This is a genomic window from Shewanella fodinae (assembly GCF_014651955.1).
In the GTDB taxonomy this organism is placed as follows: Bacteria; Pseudomonadota; Gammaproteobacteria; order Enterobacterales; family Shewanellaceae; genus Shewanella; species Shewanella fodinae.
This window is the reverse complement of the sequence record NZ_BMXW01000001.1, coordinates 224,194-245,904: the sequence shown is the minus strand read 5'-3', so window position 1 is coordinate 245,904 and position 21,711 is coordinate 224,194. Positions and strand designations below refer to the sequence as shown.

The 21,711-nt window shown below is 49.6% G+C and carries 16 protein-coding genes; 12 read left to right on the top strand and 4 right to left on the bottom strand.

Annotated features, from left to right (window positions below; translation table 11 throughout):
* The first annotated feature begins 78 nt into the window (after positions 1–78).
* The 8 genes from IE064_RS01265 (at position 79) to IE064_RS01230 (ending at position 12,385) form a co-directional block, all read left to right on the top strand.
* Entirely contained in the window at positions 79–2,448 is a 2,370-nt protein-coding gene (locus tag IE064_RS01265) for a glycoside hydrolase family 2 protein (RefSeq protein WP_229799836.1), read from the top strand.
* On the top strand, positions 2,448–3,479 hold the full coding sequence (galE, locus tag IE064_RS01260) for a UDP-glucose 4-epimerase GalE (protein WP_189615712.1): 1,032 nt from the start codon (positions 2,448–2,450) through the stop codon (positions 3,477–3,479). The genes IE064_RS01265 and galE overlap by 1 nt, the downstream gene beginning before the upstream one ends.
* 17 nt (positions 3,480–3,496) lie before the next feature.
* On the top strand, positions 3,497–4,567 hold the full coding sequence (locus tag IE064_RS01255) for a UDP-glucose--hexose-1-phosphate uridylyltransferase (protein ID WP_189615710.1): 1,071 nt from the start codon (positions 3,497–3,499) through the stop codon (positions 4,565–4,567).
* Positions 4,564–5,724: a galactokinase gene (galK, locus tag IE064_RS01250; RefSeq protein WP_189615707.1), complete on the top strand. Its 1,161-nt coding sequence runs from the start codon at positions 4,564–4,566 to the stop codon at positions 5,722–5,724. The genes IE064_RS01255 and galK overlap by 4 nt, the downstream gene beginning before the upstream one ends.
* A 21-nt stretch (positions 5,725–5,745) precedes the next feature.
* Entirely contained in the window at positions 5,746–7,311 is a 1,566-nt protein-coding gene (locus IE064_RS01245) for a sodium/sugar symporter (RefSeq protein ID WP_133037605.1), read from the top strand.
* A 2-nt stretch (positions 7,312–7,313) separates the two neighbouring features.
* Positions 7,314–9,884: a glycoside hydrolase family 5 protein gene (locus IE064_RS01240; protein WP_189615706.1), complete on the top strand. Its 2,571-nt coding sequence runs from the start codon at positions 7,314–7,316 to the stop codon at positions 9,882–9,884.
* A 97-nt stretch (positions 9,885–9,981) separates the two neighbouring features.
* Entirely contained in the window at positions 9,982–11,349 is a 1,368-nt protein-coding gene (locus IE064_RS01235; protein ID WP_189615705.1) for an MFS transporter, read from the top strand.
* Between the two features lie 13 nt (positions 11,350–11,362).
* A complete protein-coding gene (locus IE064_RS01230; RefSeq protein ID WP_133037602.1) occupies positions 11,363–12,385 on the top strand; it encodes a LacI family DNA-binding transcriptional regulator in 1,023 nt (340 codons plus the stop codon).
* Positions 12,386–12,616: 231 nt separating this feature from the next.
* On the opposite strand, the gene IE064_RS01225 is transcribed toward IE064_RS01230, so the two are convergent.
* Both IE064_RS01225 and mqo read right to left on the bottom strand, forming a co-directional pair.
* Positions 12,617–13,090 carry an NYN domain-containing protein gene (locus IE064_RS01225; protein WP_189615704.1) on the bottom strand — a complete coding sequence of 158 codons (474 nt, stop codon included), beginning with the start codon at positions 13,088–13,090 and terminating at the stop codon, positions 12,617–12,619.
* 306 nt (positions 13,091–13,396) lie between these two features.
* The gene (mqo, locus tag IE064_RS01220) at positions 13,397–15,019 is read right to left on the bottom strand and encodes a malate dehydrogenase (quinone) (RefSeq protein ID WP_189615703.1); all 1,623 of its coding nucleotides are present in this window, start codon (positions 15,017–15,019) and stop codon (positions 13,397–13,399) included.
* Positions 15,020–15,580: 561 nt separating this feature from the next.
* Here mqo and IE064_RS01215 point away from each other — a divergent pair.
* Together IE064_RS01215 and IE064_RS01210 are read left to right on the top strand one after the other, a co-directional pair.
* Positions 15,581–16,021, top strand: coding sequence for a hypothetical protein (locus tag IE064_RS01215; protein ID WP_189615701.1), 441 nt, complete (start codon positions 15,581–15,583; stop codon positions 16,019–16,021).
* A gap of 105 nt (positions 16,022–16,126) precedes the next feature.
* Positions 16,127–16,450: a heavy metal-binding domain-containing protein gene (locus IE064_RS01210; protein WP_189615699.1), complete on the top strand. Its 324-nt coding sequence runs from the start codon at positions 16,127–16,129 to the stop codon at positions 16,448–16,450.
* A gap of 74 nt (positions 16,451–16,524) precedes the next feature.
* Here IE064_RS01210 and IE064_RS01205 read toward each other — a convergent pair whose 3' ends face one another.
* Positions 16,525–17,478: an aldo/keto reductase gene (locus tag IE064_RS01205; RefSeq protein WP_189615697.1), complete on the bottom strand. Its 954-nt coding sequence runs from the start codon at positions 17,476–17,478 to the stop codon at positions 16,525–16,527.
* A gap of 287 nt (positions 17,479–17,765) precedes the next feature.
* The gene (locus IE064_RS01200) at positions 17,766–18,560 is read right to left on the bottom strand and encodes an SDR family NAD(P)-dependent oxidoreductase (protein WP_133037596.1); all 795 of its coding nucleotides are present in this window, start codon (positions 18,558–18,560) and stop codon (positions 17,766–17,768) included.
* A 136-nt stretch (positions 18,561–18,696) separates the two neighbouring features.
* On the opposite strand from IE064_RS01200, the gene IE064_RS01195 reads away from it, so the two are divergent.
* On the top strand, positions 18,697–19,593 hold the full coding sequence (locus IE064_RS01195; protein ID WP_189615695.1) for a LysR family transcriptional regulator: 897 nt from the start codon (positions 18,697–18,699) through the stop codon (positions 19,591–19,593).
* Between the two features lie 705 nt (positions 19,594–20,298).
* Positions 20,299–21,690, top strand: coding sequence for an NAD-dependent succinate-semialdehyde dehydrogenase (locus IE064_RS01190; protein WP_189615693.1), 1,392 nt, complete (start codon positions 20,299–20,301; stop codon positions 21,688–21,690).
* Positions 21,691–21,711: the final 21 nt, after the last annotated feature.

Below are 21,711 nucleotides of genomic sequence, written 5' to 3'. Positions count from 1 at the left end.
GATTGCCGGAACAGCTTCAACCCAACTGCTGTCGGCAGATGGGCGCAAATTTTATCCGGAGGATGTTTCAGGGTGCGAATGACCAAGCAGTTAACGGCCATATTACTGGGCTTATGTCTTCTCAGTGGGTGTCAGGTAGAAACCACCGACACTGATATTTCGACCACCAAGGCGACAGCAGCGAGCAGCAGTCAGAACTTGGCGTTCAATCAACACTGGCAGTTTAAGAAATCTGCTCAGGCGCTACCGTTGGCACAGCTGACCGTTCCGTGGCAATCCGTGAGCTTGCCGCATACCCCACGACTAGAACCCGAAGTTGTTAATCAGCAGTGGCAGGGGATTGCCTGGTATCAGAAGCAGTTTGATGTACCTGACGCTTGGTTGCAAAAAGTGGTGTTAATCCGTTTTGAAGCGGCAATGAATCAGGCCGATGTCTGGCTCAACGGCCAGAAAGTGGGTAGCCATTTGGGTGGCTACCTGCCGTTTACCTTAGATCTCAGTCATGCATTAAAGCCTGGTAGCAATACGCTACTGGTGAGATTGGATAACCGCGATAACCCCATAACTGGCCCTAAACCTTTGCATCTGTTGGATTTTAACACTTATGGTGGTCTGTATCGTAGCGTCTCTGTGCAGATCAAAGATAAGCTCATGATCACCGATGAAATGTTGGCTAACAGTGTGGCGGGCGGTGGTGTGTTTGTCACCTATCCTGAAGTGAGCGACCAGCGCGCCACGATTGCGATCAAAACGCAACTACAGAATCAGTATACCGAGAATAAAACGCTGCAATTGACACAAACCTTATTGTGGCAAGGGCAGACGATTGCCAGCACCACCCAGCCGTATCAATTGGCTGCAGGCGAAGTAGCGGATGTCAATCAGCAGATAACAGTGACAACACCTAAACTGTGGAGCCCGCAGTCACCCAATTTATATACCCTGCAAACAGAGTTGTTCAGTGGTGAGCAACTGATTGAACAGCAACAACGGCAGATAGGCATTCGCAGTTTTACCTTCAACGCCAAGCATCAATTGTTGATCAATGGCAAACAAACGTTTTTGCGCGGGGTGAACCGCCATCAGGAATACCCGTTTGTCGGCTATGCGTTGTCTGCTCAAGCAGATTATCGTGATGCGGTCAAAATCAAGCAAGCCGGTTTTGATTATGTGCGACTGTCACATTATCCCCATTCTCCGGCCTTTATGCAGGCGGCCGATAAGCTGGGGCTGGTGGTGTTGGACGCAGTACTTGGCTGGCAGTATTACAATCCTGATCCTGCTTTTGCCAATCATGTGGTAGACAGTTGTCGCGATCTCATCCGGCGCGATCGTAACCATCCGAGTGTGCTGGCGTGGGAATGCTCGTTAAATGAAACCGAGATGCCAGCGACACTGATCAAGCGTCTCAATGATGCGGTACATCAGGAATTTCCCGGCAGTTTTTCCGCTGGCTGGCAAGCTGGCTATGACATTTTTGTACAGGCACGCCAGCATCGGCTGCAGCATTATCAAACGCCGCAGCAGCCCTATATTGTGTCCGAATATGGCGATTGGGAATATTACGCGCAGAATGCGGGTTTTAACCAGGATAGCTGGGGCAACTTGAAAGAAGAGCAACGCAGTAGTCGGCAGTTGCTGAACAGTGGCGAAAAACGGCTACTACAGCAAGCGCTGAATATTGAAGAAGCCCACAATGACAATTTCACCGTACCAGCGTTTGCTGACGGTTATTGGGTGATGTTTGATTACAACCGTGGTTATACCGATGATATAGAAGCGTCCGGTATTATGAGCCTCTACCGTCAACCCAAGTACAGCTATTACTTTTTTGCCAGTCAGCGTGATGCCGCAGAAGTCAGCCCGCTTTCCCAAAGTGGGCCGATGGTGCATATTGCTAGCGAATGGCAAGCGGACTCCAGTACCGATGTACGGGTGTTCAGTAACGCCGATGCGGTGGCGCTGTATCTCAACGGGCAGTTAATTGCTCGGCAAGCCGCAACGCGGGATCACTACTCGCAACATCTGGCGCACCCACCTTTTATCTTTCATCTAGGAAAGTTCACCGCCGGAACATTGCGCGCTGAGGCCATTATTGACAATAAAGTTGTCGCCACCCATGAAGTGTCTACACCCGGTAAAGCGGCTTCCATCCGCTTGCAACTGGATACCAGTGGGGTTGCACCTGTGCCGGGCGTCAACGACATACTGTTTGTTTATGCGCAGTTACAGGATAAAGATGGCCACCCTCTGTGGCGCAACGATATCCCGCTGCAGGCCAAAGCCAGTGGCGATATCGAAATTCTTAACCAAACTCCGATAGTGACTTCTATGGGACAAGGGGCGCTGTTGATCCGTATTGGTAATAGTCTCAAACATGCGCAAGTTACGGTTACGGCAGCAGGCCTGCCGCCCGCTACCTTAATGTTAGCGCCGGAGGCACACTGATGCAGATCCTTGTTACCGGTGGTGCCGGTTATATTGGGACTCATACTTGCGTTGCGTTGTTGCAAGCGGGGCATCAAGTTGTGGTGCTGGATAACTTCAGCAACAGCCAGCCACAGGCGTTAGTGCGGGTGCAGCAGATTTGCGGCCAGCCGTTGCCTTTATATCGAGGAGACGTCGGCGATGCGGCACTATTACAACAGATTTTTGCGGAATGGCAGATTGATGCAGTAATGCATTTTGCGGGGGCTAAAGCGGTTGGTGAGTCGGTGGCGCAACCCTTGGTTTACTACCGTAATAATGTCACTGCGAGCCAAACGTTAATCGAGACGATGACCGCAGCCGGAGTTAAGACATTGGTTTTCAGTTCGTCGGCCACGGTTTATGGCGATCCACATAGTGTACCAATTCTTGAGGATTTTCCGTTGGCACCAACCAATCCTTATGGCCGCAGTAAGTTGATGGTGGAGCAGATTATCCGCGATCACTGTACCGCAACCCGTGCAGACCTTGGATTTAATGGTATTATCCTGCGTTATTTTAATCCGGTGGGCGCGCATCCCAGCGGTTTGATTGGCGAAGATCCTCGCGGTATCCCCAATAATCTGATGCCGTTTATTGCCCAGGTCGCCGTGGGGCGACGTCGAGAACTATCGGTGTTTGGCAACGATTATCCAACCGTTGATGGCACCGGTGTGCGCGATTATATCCATGTGTGTGATGTGGCTGAATGTCATGTGCGGGCGCTAACGCAACTGCACGGGCAGCCGGGCTGCCATGTGTTTAATCTCGGTACTGGCAGTGGCGTCTCGGTGTTGCAACTGCTGCAGGCCTACGCCAAAGCCAGTAGTTGTGACATACCCTATCGGATTGTGGCGCGGCGTGCTGGTGATGTGGCGCAGTGTTTTGCCGATGCCAGCCTCGCCCGAGAGGTGCTGGGCTGGCAGGCAACTCGAAATTTAACCGATATGGTGGCTTCCAGCCGGCATTGGCAGTCAATGAATCCAGACGGTTATTGCAGTACAACAGTTTGACAGAAATTGAGGTTTGTATGTCAGAGTTTGACGTAAAAGATCATCCCCATCGCCGTTATAATCCGCTAACGGGTGATTGGGTGCTGGTATCACCACACCGGGCAAAGCGGCCATGGCAGGGGCAGGTAGAAGCCCCGGCAACGGATGATATTCCGCATTACGACAGCAGTTGTTTCCTGTGCCCGGGAAACAAACGTATCACCGGTGATATCAACCCGGTTTATAGCAAGCCTTATGTATTTACCAACGATTTTGCCGCGTTGCATCAGGATACGCCAGTGGCCAGTCGCAATGATGATGGGCTGTTTGTGTTGGCATCTGAGCGCGGTACCAGTCGGGTGGTGTGTTACTCGCCGGATCACAGCCTGACCATGCCGGAGTTGTCGAACGAACAGCTTGTTGCGCTGATCCATGAATGGATCCAACAGTATCGAGAGCTGTCACAGCACTATGCTTGGGTTCAGGTGTTTGAAAACAAAGGCGCGATTAACGGTTGCTCGAATCCGCATCCACACGGACAGATCTGGGCCTGCTCTTCGATACCCACCTTGCCAGCCAGAACCGATGCGGCGCAACAACAATATTTGGCGCAGCACGGTAAAAATCTGCTGCTAACCTATGTGGAACGTGAACTTGCCGATGGCGCACGTACTGTGGTGCAAAATGAGCATTGGTTGGTGGTTGTGCCTTATTGGGCATCTTGGCCGTTTGAAACGCTACTGCTGCCTAAAACCCACGTAACGCGGATGGAGGAGTTGTCAGCACCACAACAAGCGGCACTGGCTGATATCCTTAAACAAATCACTATCCGTTATGACAACCTGTTCCAGTGTGCATTCCCGTATTCAATGGGATGGCATGTTGCGCCTTATACTCAACAATTTCAGGAAGCTGCAGCTCGGGCGCACTGGTTACTGCACTGCCATTTCTATCCGCCACTATTGCGTTCTGCTACGGTGAAAAAATTCATGGTGGGTTACGAAATGATGGCGGAAATCCAGCGTGACATGACCCCCGAGCAAGCGGCAGAACGTTTACGCCAACAATCACCCATACATTATAAATCTGCACAAAAAGGTGACGCATGAGTCTGACAGTCGCTGAGCTACATCAGCTATTTTCATCACATTTTTCGGCGACTGCCGATTACCATTTTCGCGCCCCAGGCCGAGTTAACCTGATTGGTGAGCATACCGACTATAACGATGGTTTTGTGCTGCCCTGCGCAATCAACTTTGATACCCATGTGCTGGCGCGCAAGAACGGTCTAAACCTTATCCGTGTCGTGGCGGCAGATTATGCTAACCAGATGGATGAAATCCCGCTGGATCAGGTGATTGCGCATCATCTTGACTATCAATGGGCTAACTATGTCCGCGGAGTAGTGCAGAGCTTGAAGCGTCAGGGCATCAGCTTAGTGGGCTGTGATCTTGCTATCAGCGGCAATGTGCCGCAAGGCGCCGGTCTTAGTTCATCGGCGGCGTTGGAAGTGGCCTTGGGACTGACCTTTACCACGCTAGCCGAACAGGCGATGAGCTTGAGTCAGATCGCGCTCACTGGGCAGCAAGCTGAGAACCATTTTGTGGGCTGTAACAGTGGCATCATGGATCAGTTGATCTCCGCGCAAGGGCAGGCGGGTAACGCGGTGTTGATTGATTGTCGTTCGCTTGAATGCCATGCCGTTGCTATGCCACAGGAACTGTCGGTCGTCATCATCAACTCCAATGTTAAACGAGGACTGGTGGGCAGCGAATACAACACTCGCCGCGCACAATGTGAAGCAGGTGCGGCCCACTATGGTGTGAAGGCGCTGCGGGATCTGGATACTGCGGCTATCGGCAATATCTTCAATGAACTGGATGATGTGACTGCACGCCGTGTCCGTCATGTGGTGACTGAAAACGCCCGGACACTGGCGGCCGCCAAGGCGCTGGCCAACGATGATATTCGTACCCTTAGCCAGTTGATGGCACAATCTCATGCCTCGATGCGTGACGATTTTGAAATCACCGTCGCGCCTATCGACTATCTGGTGTCTTTGGTCGACAGCATTATCGGTAATCGTGGCGGTGTACGTATGACCGGCGGCGGATTTGGCGGTTGTGTGGTGGCATTGGTGCCACACGATTTAGTTGCCGACGTCAAAGCGCAGATTGCGGCCAACTATCCTGAACACTTTGGTTTGATGGCCGATGTGTTTGTCTGTCAGCCGTCGGCCGGTGCCGAGATCGTCACCCAACCTTAAAGACGCCAAGGAGAAAGCTGTATGTTGTTAGCCCCATTGGATTTTGCCATTTTGGCGGCCTACGTGGTCATTCTGCTTGGACTGGCCTGGTGGGTGTCGCGGGATAAACCCGGGCACGATAAAAATACCAGCGATTACTTTCTGGCCAGTAACAGTCTGCCATGGTGGGCCATCGGTGCGTCGTTGGTGGCCTCCAATATTTCCGCCGAGCAAGTTATCGGTATGTCCGGTTCTGGCTATGCGATAGGTTTGGCGATTGCCTCTTATGAGTGGATGGCGGCCATCACTCTGATCATCGTTGGTGCCTGGTTTTTGCCGATTTTCTTGAAACGCAAGATTTACACCATGCCGCAGTTTTTGTTGCACCGTTATGACAATCGGGTGCGGCTGACGATGGCGCTGTTCTGGATGGCGGTGTATGTGTTTGTGAATCTGACGGCGGTACTATGGCTTGGCGCCTTGGCAATCAATACCCTGACCGGACTGAATATTACTGCGAGTCTGGTACTGCTGGCGGCATTATCACTGGCTTATTCGCTTTATGGTGGCCTCAAGGTTGTGGCGCTGACCGACATTATCCAGGTGCTGCTGCTGGTGGCCGGTGGCCTGTTTCTGTCCTATGTGTCGCTGCAGATGGTCAGTGACGGGCAAGGCGTGATCGCTGGTTTTGATATTCTGATGACCCGATTACCGGAAAAATTCGACATGATCCTCACGCCGGATAATCCCAATTACGCCAGCTTGCCGGGGATTTCGGTATTGATTGGCGGGCTGTGGGTCATGAATCTGTCTTACTGGGGCTTTAACCAATACATCATTCAACGAGCGTTGGCAGCCAAGGATTTGAAAGAAGCCCGCAAAGGGATTGCTTTTGCCGCTTTCCTCAAGCTATTGATGCCGGTGTTGGTGGTATTGCCGGGGATTGCCGCGGTGCTGTTGTTACCGCCGCTTGACCGACCGGATCAAGCATATCCACAGTTGATGGGGTTGATGCCTGTAGGCCTGAAAGGGCTCATTTTCGCCGCGCTGGTGGCGGCAATCCTGTCCAGCTTAGCCTCTATGACTAACAGTATTTCCACGATTTTTACCATGGATTTGTATGCGCAGGTGCGCCGCCACCAAAGCCAGCATCATTATGTCAAAGTTGGCCGTATTGCCAGTGTTACTGCACTGGTAATCGCGTTGGTGACCGCGCAACCACTGCTGGGTAAATCGGAGCAGGCATTCCAGTTTATCCAAGAATTTACTGGGTTCTTCACTCCGGGAATTGTGGTGTTGTTTGTGCTCGGCATGTTTTGGAAAAAGGCGACGGCTAACGGGGCCTTGGCGGCGGCTATCGGTTCGGCGGTGTTATCGGCAGCGGCTAAATTCTGGTTGCCACAAGTGCCATTTATGGATCGGGTTGGCTATGTGTTCCTCTGCTGTTTGCTGCTGGCGGTAGTGATTTCGCTGCTGGAAGGCAAAGGTAAAGACCATGAGCACAGTATTCCGCTACATGATATCGACTTCACGACTGACGGCAGTTATCGCGTTTGTGCTGTGGTGATCAGTCTGATCCTTATTGGTTTCTATACAACTTGGTGGTGAACATGATGCTGACAGTGACCGTCCGACAATCGCTGGTGGCTATCACCGCCACCATACTGACTGCCGTAACCTCGCCACTGTTGGCGCAACCAACGCCGATGAGCGTTAGCGTTAAAGACGGTGTGATGCAATGGCAAGACGGCTCGCAGGTAGCGCTATTTGGCGTAAACTATGCCATGCCGTTTGCCTATGGTTATCGCTCAGTGAAACAATTGGGACTGGACCCTCAAGCGGTTATTGATATGGACGTTGCCCATATTGCGCGTATGGGATTGGATGCTTATCGGGTGCATGTGTGGGACCGGCTTATCAGCGATAAGCAGGGTAACCTGCTGGATAACGAACAATTACGTTTGTTTGATTATCTGCAACAGCAATTGGCACTGCATGGTATCAAAACCATTATCACGCCCATTGCTTGGTGGGGTTCAGGTTATCCGGCGCCCGATCCCCAAGAGCCAGGTTTTGCGACCGATTACAGCAAAGCGCAGATGAATCAGGATCCGCAAGCCATTGCCGCCACCCAAAATTACTTACGGCAGTTGCTGACTCACAAGAATCCCTATACTGGGAAAACCTTGGCAACCGATGACAATGTTATCGCTTTTGAACTGTTCAATGAGCCGAAACATACGCAATCGGCCGCACAAAGTGCCGCCTATGTGGAACAACTGCTGGCAACCGTACGTGATTTAGGTGTGACTAAACCGCTGTTTTACAATATCAGCGAACAAGGTAATGATCAGGCATTCGCCAGCGCCTTATGTAACAGTTCTGTCGATGGTGTGGCGTATCAGTGGTATCCCACGGGCCTAGTGAAAAACTCGTCACTGCACAGCAATATGTTGCCAGCCGTGGCGCACTACACCGATCCGTTTAAGCAGATCGCCGCCTGTCAGCATAAAGCCAAAATGGTGTACGAATTCGATGCGGCCGATGTGACCCGCAGCGTAATGTATCCGGCGATGGCTCGCAGTTTCCGTGAGGCCGGCTTTCAGTGGGCGACTCAGTTTGCTTATGATTCAGCAGCACTCGCTCAGACCAATTCTGAATACAACACTCATTATCTAAACCTGCTGTACACGCCTGCTAAAGCTATTAGCTTTATGATTGCTGCCGAGGAGTTCCGGCGGCTGCCTTTGGGGTATCAGGCTAAGGAGTATCCTGCCAGCAATCGCTTTGATTATACTTTGCTGGATTATCAGGCAGATCTCAGTCTGTACGATGATGGCCGTCACTATTACTATTCCAACAACACTCAGCAGGCACCAGCGGATACGGCTCAGTTACAGCATATTGCTGGGGTTGGCAGTTCGCCACTCGTGACTTACCGTGGTAATGGTGCGTATTTCCTTGATAAACAGCAAGATGGCGTATGGCGACTGGAAGTTTATCCTGATTTATTGCCGTTGCAGGACCCGCATCAGCCACCTAGTTTGCAGCGCGAAGTCGGCAGGCTGTATCTGCATCAACGGCCAATGACACTCACATTAGCCGATTTGGGGCCAACCTTCGCGATTAAAGGGATCAACGCCGGTAATCACTATGTTGCTAACGCCGAGCACGGTCAGATAACCGTGCAGCCGGGCGTTTACCTGCTAGGGCGTACGGCAGCACTGGTCAATAATGCCAAGCAAGCCACGGCTCCTTATTACTTGCCAACCATTCCAGCGCCTGAACTCGCTTTGGTTCATCAGCCGCAACGTCAGCGCAATTTGGGGGATAAACTCAGTTTTACTGCACAAATTGCGGGAAAGTTGCCTCAGTATCAAGTGACGCTATATCTGCGCTATCAGGGGTATAAAGACTTTACGGCTTTACCCATGACAGTGGTTAATGGTGACACCTATCAACTGACGTTACCCAATACAGCTGAATGGCAACATCCTGGCGTGCTGGAATATGCCATTAGTGTCAGTGACGGCCAGCAACAGGTCACTTGGCCGGGGGCCAAAGCGGGCACTCCCGCTGATTGGGATTACGTTGACGCCGGTTATTGGCATACCTTGCTGACACCTGAAGGCACACCGGTAACTTTATTGGCACCGACCACCGATCGCGGCGGTTATTACACACCGAAGAACACGGTTTCTTGGCCCGCGACGTCAGCCACAGTTGAAGGTGCCACCTTAAAATTATCAGTGGAACCACAGGCAATCAGCACCGGCGGCACATTATTGCGGTTGGATCTTGCTAACGACAATCAACTCATAGGCCGTGATTTGCATGGCTACAATGCTTTGGCATTGCGGCTCCGCTCTCTTGGTAAAGATGATCGCTTACAGCTGGGTATTATCGCCAACGATGGCCTAGCTTGGGGCACAGATTTCCTCGTGGCTAATGATTGGAAGACCTTGTTGTTACCACTGGATAAGCTTAAACCGATGGGCATCATGCTTGGTCAGGCTTACCCGACTTTTATGCCGGTTGCCGTGGGGCCATTTGCGTCACAAAAGGCATTTTCACTGAACGCCATTGAGGGCATGCAACTGCTATTGCCAGCGTTGGGGCCGCACCAGACTATGCAACAGCGTGGTATTGAGATTGCAGAGGTGGCGCTGGTACAGATGTAACGTAAGATAACCCTAGGCTAAACCAAAGGCGGACTGGCACCATCGCCCACGCAAGGTATAATCCTGCCAGTACTGATATTTTTCAGGGAGAGGGTGGTTGGTTGACAGTGTTTTCAAAGGGTTAACCCAGCAAAAACTGGCACTGGGTGCCGGCTTTTTTGCCATGCTGTTTGCCAATCAGAGTGTTCAGGTACTAGCGATCCCGTTTTACCAGATGCAGTTAGGCGTGGATCCATTCCTGCTGAGTCTGGCGCTAGCAGTGCCAGTGGTTGTTGGCACGCTGATAACGCCTTGGATCGGTTATGTCAGTGATCATTGGCAAGGGGGAACGGCTAAGCGACAGCCGCTGATCATTGCGGGTAGCTTGTTGAGCGCAGTGTTATTTGGTTGTATTTGGATGGTGCCTGCACATTGGCCAATGTTATGGCAGCTTTGTTATTTTGCGTGGTTTTATTTGCTGTTTTCGTTAGCGGCGGCGTTGGTGGCAGTGCCGACGACCAGTCTCAGTTATGAGATCACTCACGATGAGCGACAGCGCGCCGCTATCATGGCGGTGAACACCTATTTTATTAAGCTGGCCTCAGTGTTGTATCAGTGGTTATTTCCGTTAGCGAGTTTAGCGCTGTTCGGCTCAGTGGTAATAGGGATCCGCTGGGTTGGTTGGGGGGTTGGGCTGTTGTTAATCGGGGGGCTGGGTCTGCTACCGGCATTGTTTTGTCGAAGTCGCGCTATCACTATCAGTCACGCGGCCACGCCAGGATTCGCAACAAGTTTACGGCAGCTGGTGCGCCATAAATCGCTGATGTTGCTGATGGCTATCTGTTTATTACAGCTTGGTGGTAGCGTGTTTGCCGCCAGCATGGATTATTACCTGTTGGTGTATTACGTCTGTCATGGCGATATTGCTCAGGGAGCTTATCTAAAAGGCGTGCTGTCCAGCGCTTATGCATTGGCAGGTTTTGCCAGTGTACCCTTGGTGAATTGGCTGCGTAGTCGCTGGGGCACTGTTGCGGCGCTGCGATGGGTGTTGCTGCTGTCGCTGCTGGGGGGCATAGCCAAGTGGTTTTTGTTTGTGCCAGGCATAGGCTTGTGGATTGCGTTGGATGCTGTGTTATGCACCAGTATTTGGACCGCCATGACCATCATCATTCCGTTATTAAATGCCGGATTGAGCGATGCTGAAAGTCAGCGTCAGCGTCATCCCACTGCTGGAATATTTGCCTCCATACATAATGCCGCTACTTCACTAGCGAGCATTCTGGCATTACTGGCTTCTGGTTTAGCGTTGAATTTTATCGGTTTTGATGCCACCGCAGGCGGAGCGCAGAGCAACAGTAGTATCACCGCTATGCGCTTGATCCTCGCCGGTGGTACGGTGTTATTCGGATTTTTATCCTTGTGGTGTTTACACAAGTATCATATTGGTTCACAAGATAAACTTGCTTCATCTGGAGCAAAGGACTGACGAGAGAGAAGTTATGGTAACCATCAAAGATGTTGCTCGGATCGCCGGAGTTTCGACCGCTACAGTATCGCGTGTCATCCATAATGGTAGTCAGGTGGGCGATGCTTGCCGAGCCAGAGTGAAGAAGGTAATTGCTGAGCTGGGTTATCAGCCGAATGCTAATGCGCAAGCGTTAGTGAGTAAGACGACTAATACCATAGGCGTAGTGACACCGCGTCTGTCTATGTCCTTTTTTGGTACCTTGGCCAGCGGCGTTGAAAATGCGGTCAGAGAAAATGGTTATAAGCTGCTGATGGCCAACTCCTTGTATGAGACACAATCCGAGCTTGATGCCATTCAGTCGCTGCGACAACACAACTGTCAGGCGATTATTCTGCACAGCGAATATTCTGACGAAGCCACACTGATCCGTTTGGCGGCGGAAATTCCTGGATTAGTGCTGGTCAATCGTTATATTCCACAAATCGCTAATCGCTGTGTGTGGTTGGATAACATCCGTGGCGGGCAGTGGGTAACTGAGTATCTGTTGTCCAAAGGCCACAGGCAATTTGCCGCCATTACCAGTATCTATCAAAACCGCGATCCAGCGGAGCGCTTAAAGGGCAGTCGTCAAGCGTTGCTGGAGCAAGGTTTGTCATTACCGCAAGAACTGGTGGCGGAAGGGACCGCTAATATGGCAGGTGGCGAACAGGCGGTGAAGGAATTATTAGCGCGTGGACAGCGGTTCACGGCATTGCTGGCCTATAACGATTTAATGGCGATAGGTGCCATTCATGCACTGTTTGCGGCGGGCATTCGGGTGCCTGAAGATGTGTCGGTGGTTGGTTTTGACGATTTGCCAGTAGCCCGCGCCTGTCGCCCAAGGTTGACGACCATGCATTATCCCATTGAAGAGATGGCCGCCTATGCTGTGAACCTGGCCATTAAACTCAGTAATGCTGACAATAAAGCGGTGGGGCAAACCCATCTGTTTATGCCTCAGTTAGTGGCGCGCGATTCCGTATGTGGCATTGCGACAGTCGCTCATGGCTTGTAGTGACATATTGTGTTTAAAGATAGTGCGGTGTAGCACTCAATTGGAGAGCGTATCAGCTAATGCAAGGCGTTTCCGCCTGTGTTTAACCAATGCCAGAGCTGAATGTAGGTGAATAGCGCATTTCGGCTGCTATCGATACGCGGCTTTATCCTCGTGGGCACTGAGGTGGTGGAGTTTTGCAAGATTATTGTATGGCGACTCTTGGTGTTCGGTGTTCCCAAGTTATCGTGCTTATAGCAGTAATTCTTCATCAATCTCCATAAAACGGCTGGCGGCATTCACCAATGAAATAGCGCTTAGCTGTGGCACGCCGTACACCTCTACGGTTTTACCATGATTCTGCCGTAAGGTATCGACCAGTAAACTGAAATCGCCATCGCCTGTCACCAGAATGACCACGTCTGCTGCTGCGGTCTGCTCTAAAGCATCAATCGTAATGCCAACATCCCAGTCACCTTTCGCCGAGCCGTCAGATCGTTGAATAAAGGGTTTTAATTTCACCTCAAAACCAATGGCGCGCAAAATATTCTGAAATTCACGTTGTTTTATATCACCACGATCAATCGCATAAGCATAAGCCGCTACCACTTCACGCCCGTCACTTATCTGGGCCCAGAAGCGGTTATAGTTGAAGTGACGACCATAAGCCTGCCGCGTGGTGTAATAGACATTTTGTACATCCACAAACAGGGCAACTTTATCCATCAAAATGCTTCCAACAATGCTATATCGGCCAGTACCTTAACACGTTATAGAGTGGTTCACACAGTAATCGTTGGCCGCGATTCACTTGCCTGAATTGAGCGCTTAACGGGTCTAAGGTAGATACGGTAACCAAGCCCCATACGTTGCGCGACAGAATGGGATGCTGTTGCTAACACGATGCAGTCAGTGCTGATGTCTGAAAATATCCAGAGACAAAAATAGCGGTTAACAGTTTTATTTGGTGAGCTTTGTGTGTTTTATGAGCATTGTGAAGCGTTGCCGGATTTCCCGACAACGCCTAAAGCATTAAAGTGCTATATCGGCCATATTGCTGGGCGGCAGCATAAAGCTGTTATCAGGCTCTGGCACTTTGGTGATCGTGGCTCGTGCCTGACGGCGTAATTGTAACACCTGACTGGTGTAAGCCAGTTCCTGCTCAGTGGCTTCTGCATTACCATCCAGACGTATGCCATAAGATGGAATGATCTGCTGCAACTTGCTACGCCAAGCGTTGCTAGCAACTTTCTCAGGGAAAACTTTCTCCAGCAACTGCAACATGATGGGGGCTGCTGTTGACGCGCCGGGAGAGGCTCCTAGCAACGCGGCAATGGTGCCAAGTTCATCACTGACAACTTCGGTTCCCAGTCGCAACACGCCACCCTTGTGAGGGTCTCGCTTGATTATTTGAACCCGTTGTCCGGCCGTCCACAATTTCCAGTCGGTTTTAGTCGCATCGGGATAATATTGTTTCAGCGCGTTATAGCGATCATTTTCCGATAAACGAACCTGGCTGATGAGGTATTTCACCAAGTCGAAGTTATCTAGGCCAACGCGAACCATGGGCATCAGATTCGACGTATTCGTGGATTTTAGCAAATCCAGCAATGAGCCATTCTTCAGAAAACGGGTTGAGAAAGTGGCAAAAGGGCCAAATAGCAGAACTTTTTTACCGTCGAGTATCCGTGTATCGAGATGGGGCACTGACATTGGTGGTGCACCCACTTCGGCACGGCCATAGACTTTGGCTGAGTGCAGCTTGACGACATCTTCGTTTTCGGTGACGAGAAACTGGCCGCCTACAGGGAAGCCCGCGTAATCTTTGGCTTGAGGAATACCCGATTTTTGCAGCAATCGTAACGCAGCACCGCCAGCACCAATAAACACAAAACGTGCCCGGATCTTGCGTTTGTTGCTGCGATCTTTGGTATCGGCAACGGTCACCGTCCAGCTGTTATCGCTGTTACGCTCCAGATCGCGCACTTCGGTATTGAGCTGCAGTTTGAAATCCGGCTTTTTCTGTAATGATGCCACCAACTGCCGAGTGATTTCGCCAAAGTTAACGTCGGTGCCATTATCTGTGCGCGTAGCGGCAACTTTCTGTGCGGGATCTCTTCCTTCCATGACCAGTGGCGCCCACTGACGGATCTGTTCATGGTCTTCGGAATACTCCATTCCGGAAAACAGGGTGCTGGCCTGCAACGCTTGGTAGCGAGCCCGCAGAAAATTTACATTAGCATCACCCCAGACAAAGCTGATGTGAGGTTCACTATTGATGAACTTATGAGGCTCTTGCAGCACATTCTGGCTGACCTGATAAGCCCAGAACTGGCGTGATACCTGGAAAGCTTCATTGATGTCGACCGCTTTTTGGATATCGACACTGCCATCAGGTTGTTGCGGTGTGTAATTCAGTTCCATTAGCGCGGAGTGTCCGGTACCCGCATTATTCCAGCCATTGGAACTCTCTTTCGCTACGCCATCAAGGCGCTCGATCATGGTCATTGACCAATTTGGTTCCAGAGTTTGCAAGAAGGTACCCAAGGTGGCACTCATGATGCCGCCGCCGATAAGTAATACATCGACGGGGGGCTCCTCACGGGCATTTGCCTTGGAGGGGGCTCCGGAACTTACCAAAGGAGTAAGCAGCATTACGGCAGTCTATCTCATACGTCCAAGAATAGGTGGCCGGATTTTTTACCTTTCCCAAGTTCCTGTCAAGATGCTGAAAAATGGAATAACTCTCTAGAGTTACACAAAAAAATCAGCTTTTACTGGGCTAAATCAAGTCATCTTTTACAGGCTTTTGCGAGCGAAAAAGCAAACTCGTAACGCGAGATAGCCAAGTCATTTTTATGCCTGACAACTACATCTTAATTAGCGTAAATACACTAACTTAATAAGTGATTCAGATCACTTTTTTACTGGTTTTTTGGCGTTATGTCGATACTATCGATTGATGCTTTTAGCTCTTTCGTAAGGGATATTGGCAAACGATCTTGATCGTTTGTTTTTTGGTCTATTGGTCTGACCAAAAAATTTACAAACTTTTACAAATTTAATGAAAAGAACTTGGCGTTTTGGTTTTTGCATGTTCCTATTTTATCTAGGATGAATATAACTGGTCTTTAAGACCAACAGGGAAGTTGTGCTATGCAATGGTTCGCAAGATTTATAGTCGCTGGAGCGCTGGTTGTAGCTTTGCTGCTTTTCATGCGCGTATCTGAGGCGCCACATTCCACACATCATCAAACGGATCCTCAGTTGTTGTCGGCACTGCAAAGGCAGCGAGCGCTCTATATACAATTGATGGGGATGTATCGGCAGGATGCCCCGTTATTTTCAATAAATTCGCAGTTTATGGATCCTGAACACGCCGTCGACGAAGGGCGCTGGCAACAGTATCAACAGTTGTTTTCGCTACTGTCCCTAGACGGTGGCATGCGTGGCTGGGGCCAAGGCGGTATTATGTTCATCCGCTCTATACTTCCCGTTGCCGAAGGCAATAGTACTAAGGGGTACGTGTATCACCCACAAAATCCTCTGCCAATATATGCTGACTTGGATAAGGCTGCGGCACAGATCCCTATAAATACGGTGGCGTACCGCAAAATAGATGATGACTGGTATCTGTTTTATCTAAAAAGCCACTGAATTCTGAAACATCCTATTGATTGTTTGGTGCGGTTAAATTGCTAATGGTAAAAAGAACAGACCATTTTTGTAGAATTTTGTGGTTGTCAACATTGGAGAATCATCTTGAAAGTATCAACGACAGAGAACATTGCCGGTTATCGGGTCATCCAAACCGTGGGAGTCGTTACCGGTAATGTGGTGCGGAGTAAGCATATTGGTCGGGATATCATGGCTGGTCTAAAGACTATCATTGGCGGTGAGATAGTCGGTTACACCGAAATGCTAGCGGAAGCGCGTGAAGTTGCTACGCAGCGAATGCTGGCGCAGGCGGAACAGCTGGGAGCCGATGCCGTAGTGAACGTTCGTTATACGACCAGCGCCATTGCGCAAGGTATGTCGGAAATGCTGGCGTACGGGACGGCAGTAAAGCTTGGCATTGAAGCCTGAGAGATGCTGCTTTTGATTGCTGGTGCTCGCTACCCGTATCGAGGTGGCTGAGCGCCAGCCGAGCTTGAGCAGCGCTAATTACCTGCTTCTGTCAGTTTGGCTAACTCGGTGGGGGATAGTTGCAGTTCCATCGCTTTGGCAAAACTGTTGATATGACTGACTTGGGTGGCACTGGCGATTGGGGCTGTTACACCTTTAGCGGCAATCAACCATGCAAGGGCCACTTCGGCTGGTTTTACATGGTGTTGCGCTGACACTTCATCCAGTGCCGCCAGAATACGCATACCTTTGGCATTTAGATACTTGCTAACACGGCTGCCGCCGGCACTTTTACTTAAGTCGGTGTCACCGCGGTATTTGCCAGATAGAAAACCGGATGCCAAGCTGAAATAAGTCACTACACCAATATGTTCTCGTACACATAGTTCCTGTAGCGCGCCTTCAAAACTGCCGCGGTCGTACAAGTTATATTCGGGTTGTAACACTTGGTAAGCGGGCAACTGTTGGGCTTTTGCAACATCCAATGATGTTTGTAACTGCTCGGCATTAAGGTTGGAAGCGCCAATGGCGCGAATTTTCCCGGCGTTAAGTAGCTTATCGTATGTGCCTAAAGTTTCAGCATAATCAACTTCTGGATCGGGCCAGTGGGAAAAATAGAGGTCGATATAGTCTGTTTGTAAGCGTTTAAGCGAATCTTCAACCGCCTGTGCAATCCACCTGGCAGATAGCCCCTTATGACCCGGTTGCCCCATATCGGAACCAACTTTAGTGAAAAGTTTCAGCTTATCTCGTCTACCTGGACGCGCTTTTAGCCAACGACCGATGATCGTTTCTGATTCGCCACCTTTGTTATTGGGTGCCCAAGCGGAATATACATCGGCTGTATCTATGGCATTAAAGCCAGCATCAACGAAAGCATCAAGAATGGCGAAGCTGGTCTTTTCGTCTATGGTCCAACCAAACACATTGCCACCAAATACTAGCGGCACGATGTTGAATCCTGTCTTGCCTAATGCTGTTGTTTGCATATTCATTCTCCTTTCTAGCCATTGTTGCGAGTGTTGATGCGTGCTGTATGCTATGTATCAACAAGCGGATAACCTCATTAAAAGATCGCCACTAAAATATTGCGGGAGTCTTGAAGTCATTGGCGGTTGCCTTACAGAATAACATCACGCTATGTCCTGGATGCGAGTTACTGACGGGGGTAAGCGACAGCCGCTGCGTTGCGGTCAACATCGCCGCTGCTGTTTGTCGCAACGCTGAAGCGTACAACGAGTGCTTAACTAGCCGTAATAATGTTGTATGCTCATTGCTACACAATATCATCGACCACGCCACCATCTACTCGTAATGCCGCACCGCTGGTGGCGGACGCCTGAGTCGAACAAACATAAACCACCATATTGGCCACTTCTTCAACAGTTGCCGCCCGTTGAATAACCGAGCTGGGACGGTTTCCCATCACAAACTCCTTGGCGAGTGTGTCTATAGATTTGCCTGTTCTGGCCATTTCTTCAGCCATCATCGACTCAAAACCGTCAGAGATGGTCGGGCCAGGAAGCACACTGTTAACGGTAACGCCGCTGCCCGCCAACCGTTTTGCCAATCCGCGAGCTAATGCAAGCTGCGCGGTTTTTGATACGCCGTAATGCACCATATCGGCTGGGATATTGAGGGCTGACTCTGAGGAGATAAATACCACTCGTCCCCAGCCTTGCTGCTGCATGGCGGGCAGATATGCACGTGCCAAGCGCACGCCCGACATGACGTTGGTTTGCCAGTAACGTTCCCAAGTATCATCACTGGTTTCAAAGAAATCTTCTGGTCCGTATATGCCGGCATTATTGACCAGAATATCGACGGTTGGCACCTGCGTGCACAAAATGTCGCAGCCATTCGCATTGGAAAGATCTGCTACCGCGGCGATAATACTGGCGTTGGGATAGTCTCGCAGTAGGCGTTCTTTGGCGGCATTGACGGTCTTTTCGCTGCGGCCGTTAAGCACAATTTCGGCACCGCTGGCTGCCAACTCTTTTGCTATCGCAAAACCAATACCACCACTAGATGCGGTAACTAATGCTCTCTTCCCGTCTAATCTGATATCCATTTTCCCCTCCATTTGTTGTTGATATCGCAGTATTTCGCGAATCAATTACTGCTAAGCAGGTGGTGCTTATTGTAGAAGTGCTGCTGACTTGATTAAATGGACATAATCTGAATTCATACTTTCCCAAAGGTTAACAATGAGTGGCTTGGATGATTTACCTGCGTTAAGGGTATTTGAAAGGGTGGTTAGCCTTGGCAGTTTGACGGCGGCAGCGGCAGAACTTGGCCTGTCGCTAGCGGCAACATCAAAACGTCTGGCCAATCTTGAACGGCGCAACGGCATACAGTTGCTGCACCGCAGCACCCGCAAGTTATCTATAACGCCTGAGGGACAAACACTTTATTTGCATGCGCAGCGGATCCTATCTGAAGTCCGGCATGCTCAGGATGCCTTATTGCAACAGCAACAGTTATTATCTGGAAGTCTGCGGATCACCTCTCCTAACAGTTTTGGTTATCGCCATCTGCTACCATTAGTAAGCGAATTTAGCCAGCGCTACCCGCATATTCAGTTGCAACTGCTAATGAGTGATGATGTGAAGGATATGCTGGCGGAACGGCTGGATTTAGCGATCCGTTACGGCTCCTTACCCGACTCTCGGCTGGTGGGCCGACATCTACTCCCCAACAAGCGGGTGTTATGCGCAGCTCCTAACTATTTACAGCAATACAGGGCACCGATGTCTCTGACTGAGTTAGCTCGACATCGCTGTATTGTTATTGGCACACGTAATGAAACTGAATGGCGTTTTCGTGATAGTAGTATCCATGTGAAGGCATTCATCCTGTGCAACGATGGTGAAGCGTGTCATCGATTGGCGTTGCAGGGATTAGGGGTGGTGATGAAGTCCTATTGGGATGTCGCCGAAGATCTGCAAAAGGGGAATTTGGTACAGTTGCTGGCGGACGAAGCTGTTGCTGATGCTCCTATCAATCTGATATACCCTCGTAGCCAGGATTTGGCACCTCGGGTTAAAGTGTTTATGCGTTTTTTGCAGGAAAAGATGGCGCAACTCGCGCAACAGATGGGCTGAATTCAGGTTTAGCCGAGTAGTGCATTTCACTTTAATAATTGGCATACAAATATGTATCACTCTCTGTTTCTATCCATGTAGCGTTATTTGAACATCACGGACCGTAGCGGCGCAGCTATCAACGGTTGCAAGAGACTATTAGCCTGTAAAAAGCTGGTATATTATTTCGATTTCTAGCATATGATAGAAACTATTGATTTGCATGATATTTTTCTAATGTTTAATGATGAACTATGCAATGATTAATATAAAATTAATTAAATAAAATCAATATTTATATATTTAATGCTGTTACCATTTTCTTATAGTTTTACGTTTAATAATTAGCTTATCTAGTGATGGAATAAAATAAATATACTACTGTAAGTAGATAACGGTTATGGAATGTTTTTATTATTAATAATTTACAGCATGCTATATATGAAGTTAATGTTTTATTTCAATAAATTATAAAAATTAAATTCACTACGTTGACTTTTTGTACATGCGTTATTGTAGCGCTGTGTAACGGCTAACATATAACCTTTCGCTTTAATGAAACAATAAGTATCACTATTTGAGATAAATAAAAATTTATCTCGCTATTCACTAAATAGCTGGATCTGATAAATATTCAGGAGTAAGGTTAAACCCGATAGTAATGATGATGGAAATATCATCATTATTTTCCGTGTAATACGGATAATAGATCAGGAGGTCTTATTTATGAGTTATGCAACCGTTAACCCTTACACCGGTGAGCTGGTAAAGAAATTCCCAGATGCAACAGATGAACAGGTTGAGCAGGCGATCACTGATGCTCACGCCGCATTCTTGAAATGGCGTGAAACCTCTTTTGCTCATCGCGCTGAGATTTTGCAACGTGCCGCTAACATTCTGCGTGACAACAAGCGTAAATATGCTGAAGTACTGACCCTAGAAATGGGGAAGGTGATTGCTGAAGCCGAAGCTGAAGTTGAATTATCAGCACAGATCCTTGAATATTATGTGAAATACGCTGAAAAACTGTTGGCCCCAGAAAAACTCGCCGTTGCCGATCCTGCAGAAGGTCAGGCCACATTGGTGCATGAACCTCTGGGTATCATTCTGGCGATTGAACCTTGGAACTTCCCCTATTATCAGATTGCTCGTATTTTGGCACCGCAGTTGTCAGCCGGAAATACCGTCATACTGAAACACGCATCCAATGTACCTCAAGCCGCCGCAGCATTTGAAAGCCTGATGCGCGATGCGGGCTTGCCTCATGGCGCGTTCCAGAATCTGTATGCGACCCGTTCCCAGATTGAAAAGATTATCAACGATCCTCGGGTACACGGTGTGGCCTTGACTGGTTCTGAAGGTGCGGGTGCCGTGGTTGCCGCCCAAGCCGGTAAAGCCATGAAAAAATCCACACTGGAACTTGGTGGCGCCGATGCTTTTGTGGTGCTGGAAGATGCCGATATGCCAAAAACCGTTAAATGGGCGGTATTTGGTCGACATTGGAACGGTGGTCAAGTGTGTGTATCGTCTAAGCGCATGATTATTGTTGATAAGGTATATAACCAGTTCCTGAGTCAATATACAGAAGGTGTCGCTGGCCTGAAAGCAGGTGATCCAATGGATCCAACCACCACCTTGGCGCCTTTGTCATCTCAATCTGCCGCAGATGAAGTGAAAGAGAAAATTCGGCAAGCGGTTGCTCACGGTGCAACTGCGACTGAAGTCGGGCCTAAAGTGCCGCAAACCGGTGCTTTTGTGCAGCCAACTATTCTCACCAATGTAACGTCTGATAACCCAGCATTCTATTGGGAATTTTTTGGTCCGGTATCGATGATTTTACGGGCTAAAGATGAAGATGATGCCGTACGTATTGCCAATGATTCCCCGTTTGGCCTTGGGGGCTCGGTATTTACTTCTGATCTGAAACGCGGTGAAAAGGTAGCGCATCGGATCTCTACCGGAATGGTGTTTGTAAACCATCCAACCATGGTGAAAGCCGATTTACCGTTTGGCGGTATCCGTAATTCCGGTTATGGCCGTGAGTTGCTGGGACTGGGTTTGAAAGAGTTTGTGAACCACAAACTGGTTGATGTAGTCGATATTGACGCACCGTTCTAGGCGCGCTGATAGGGCAAGAGG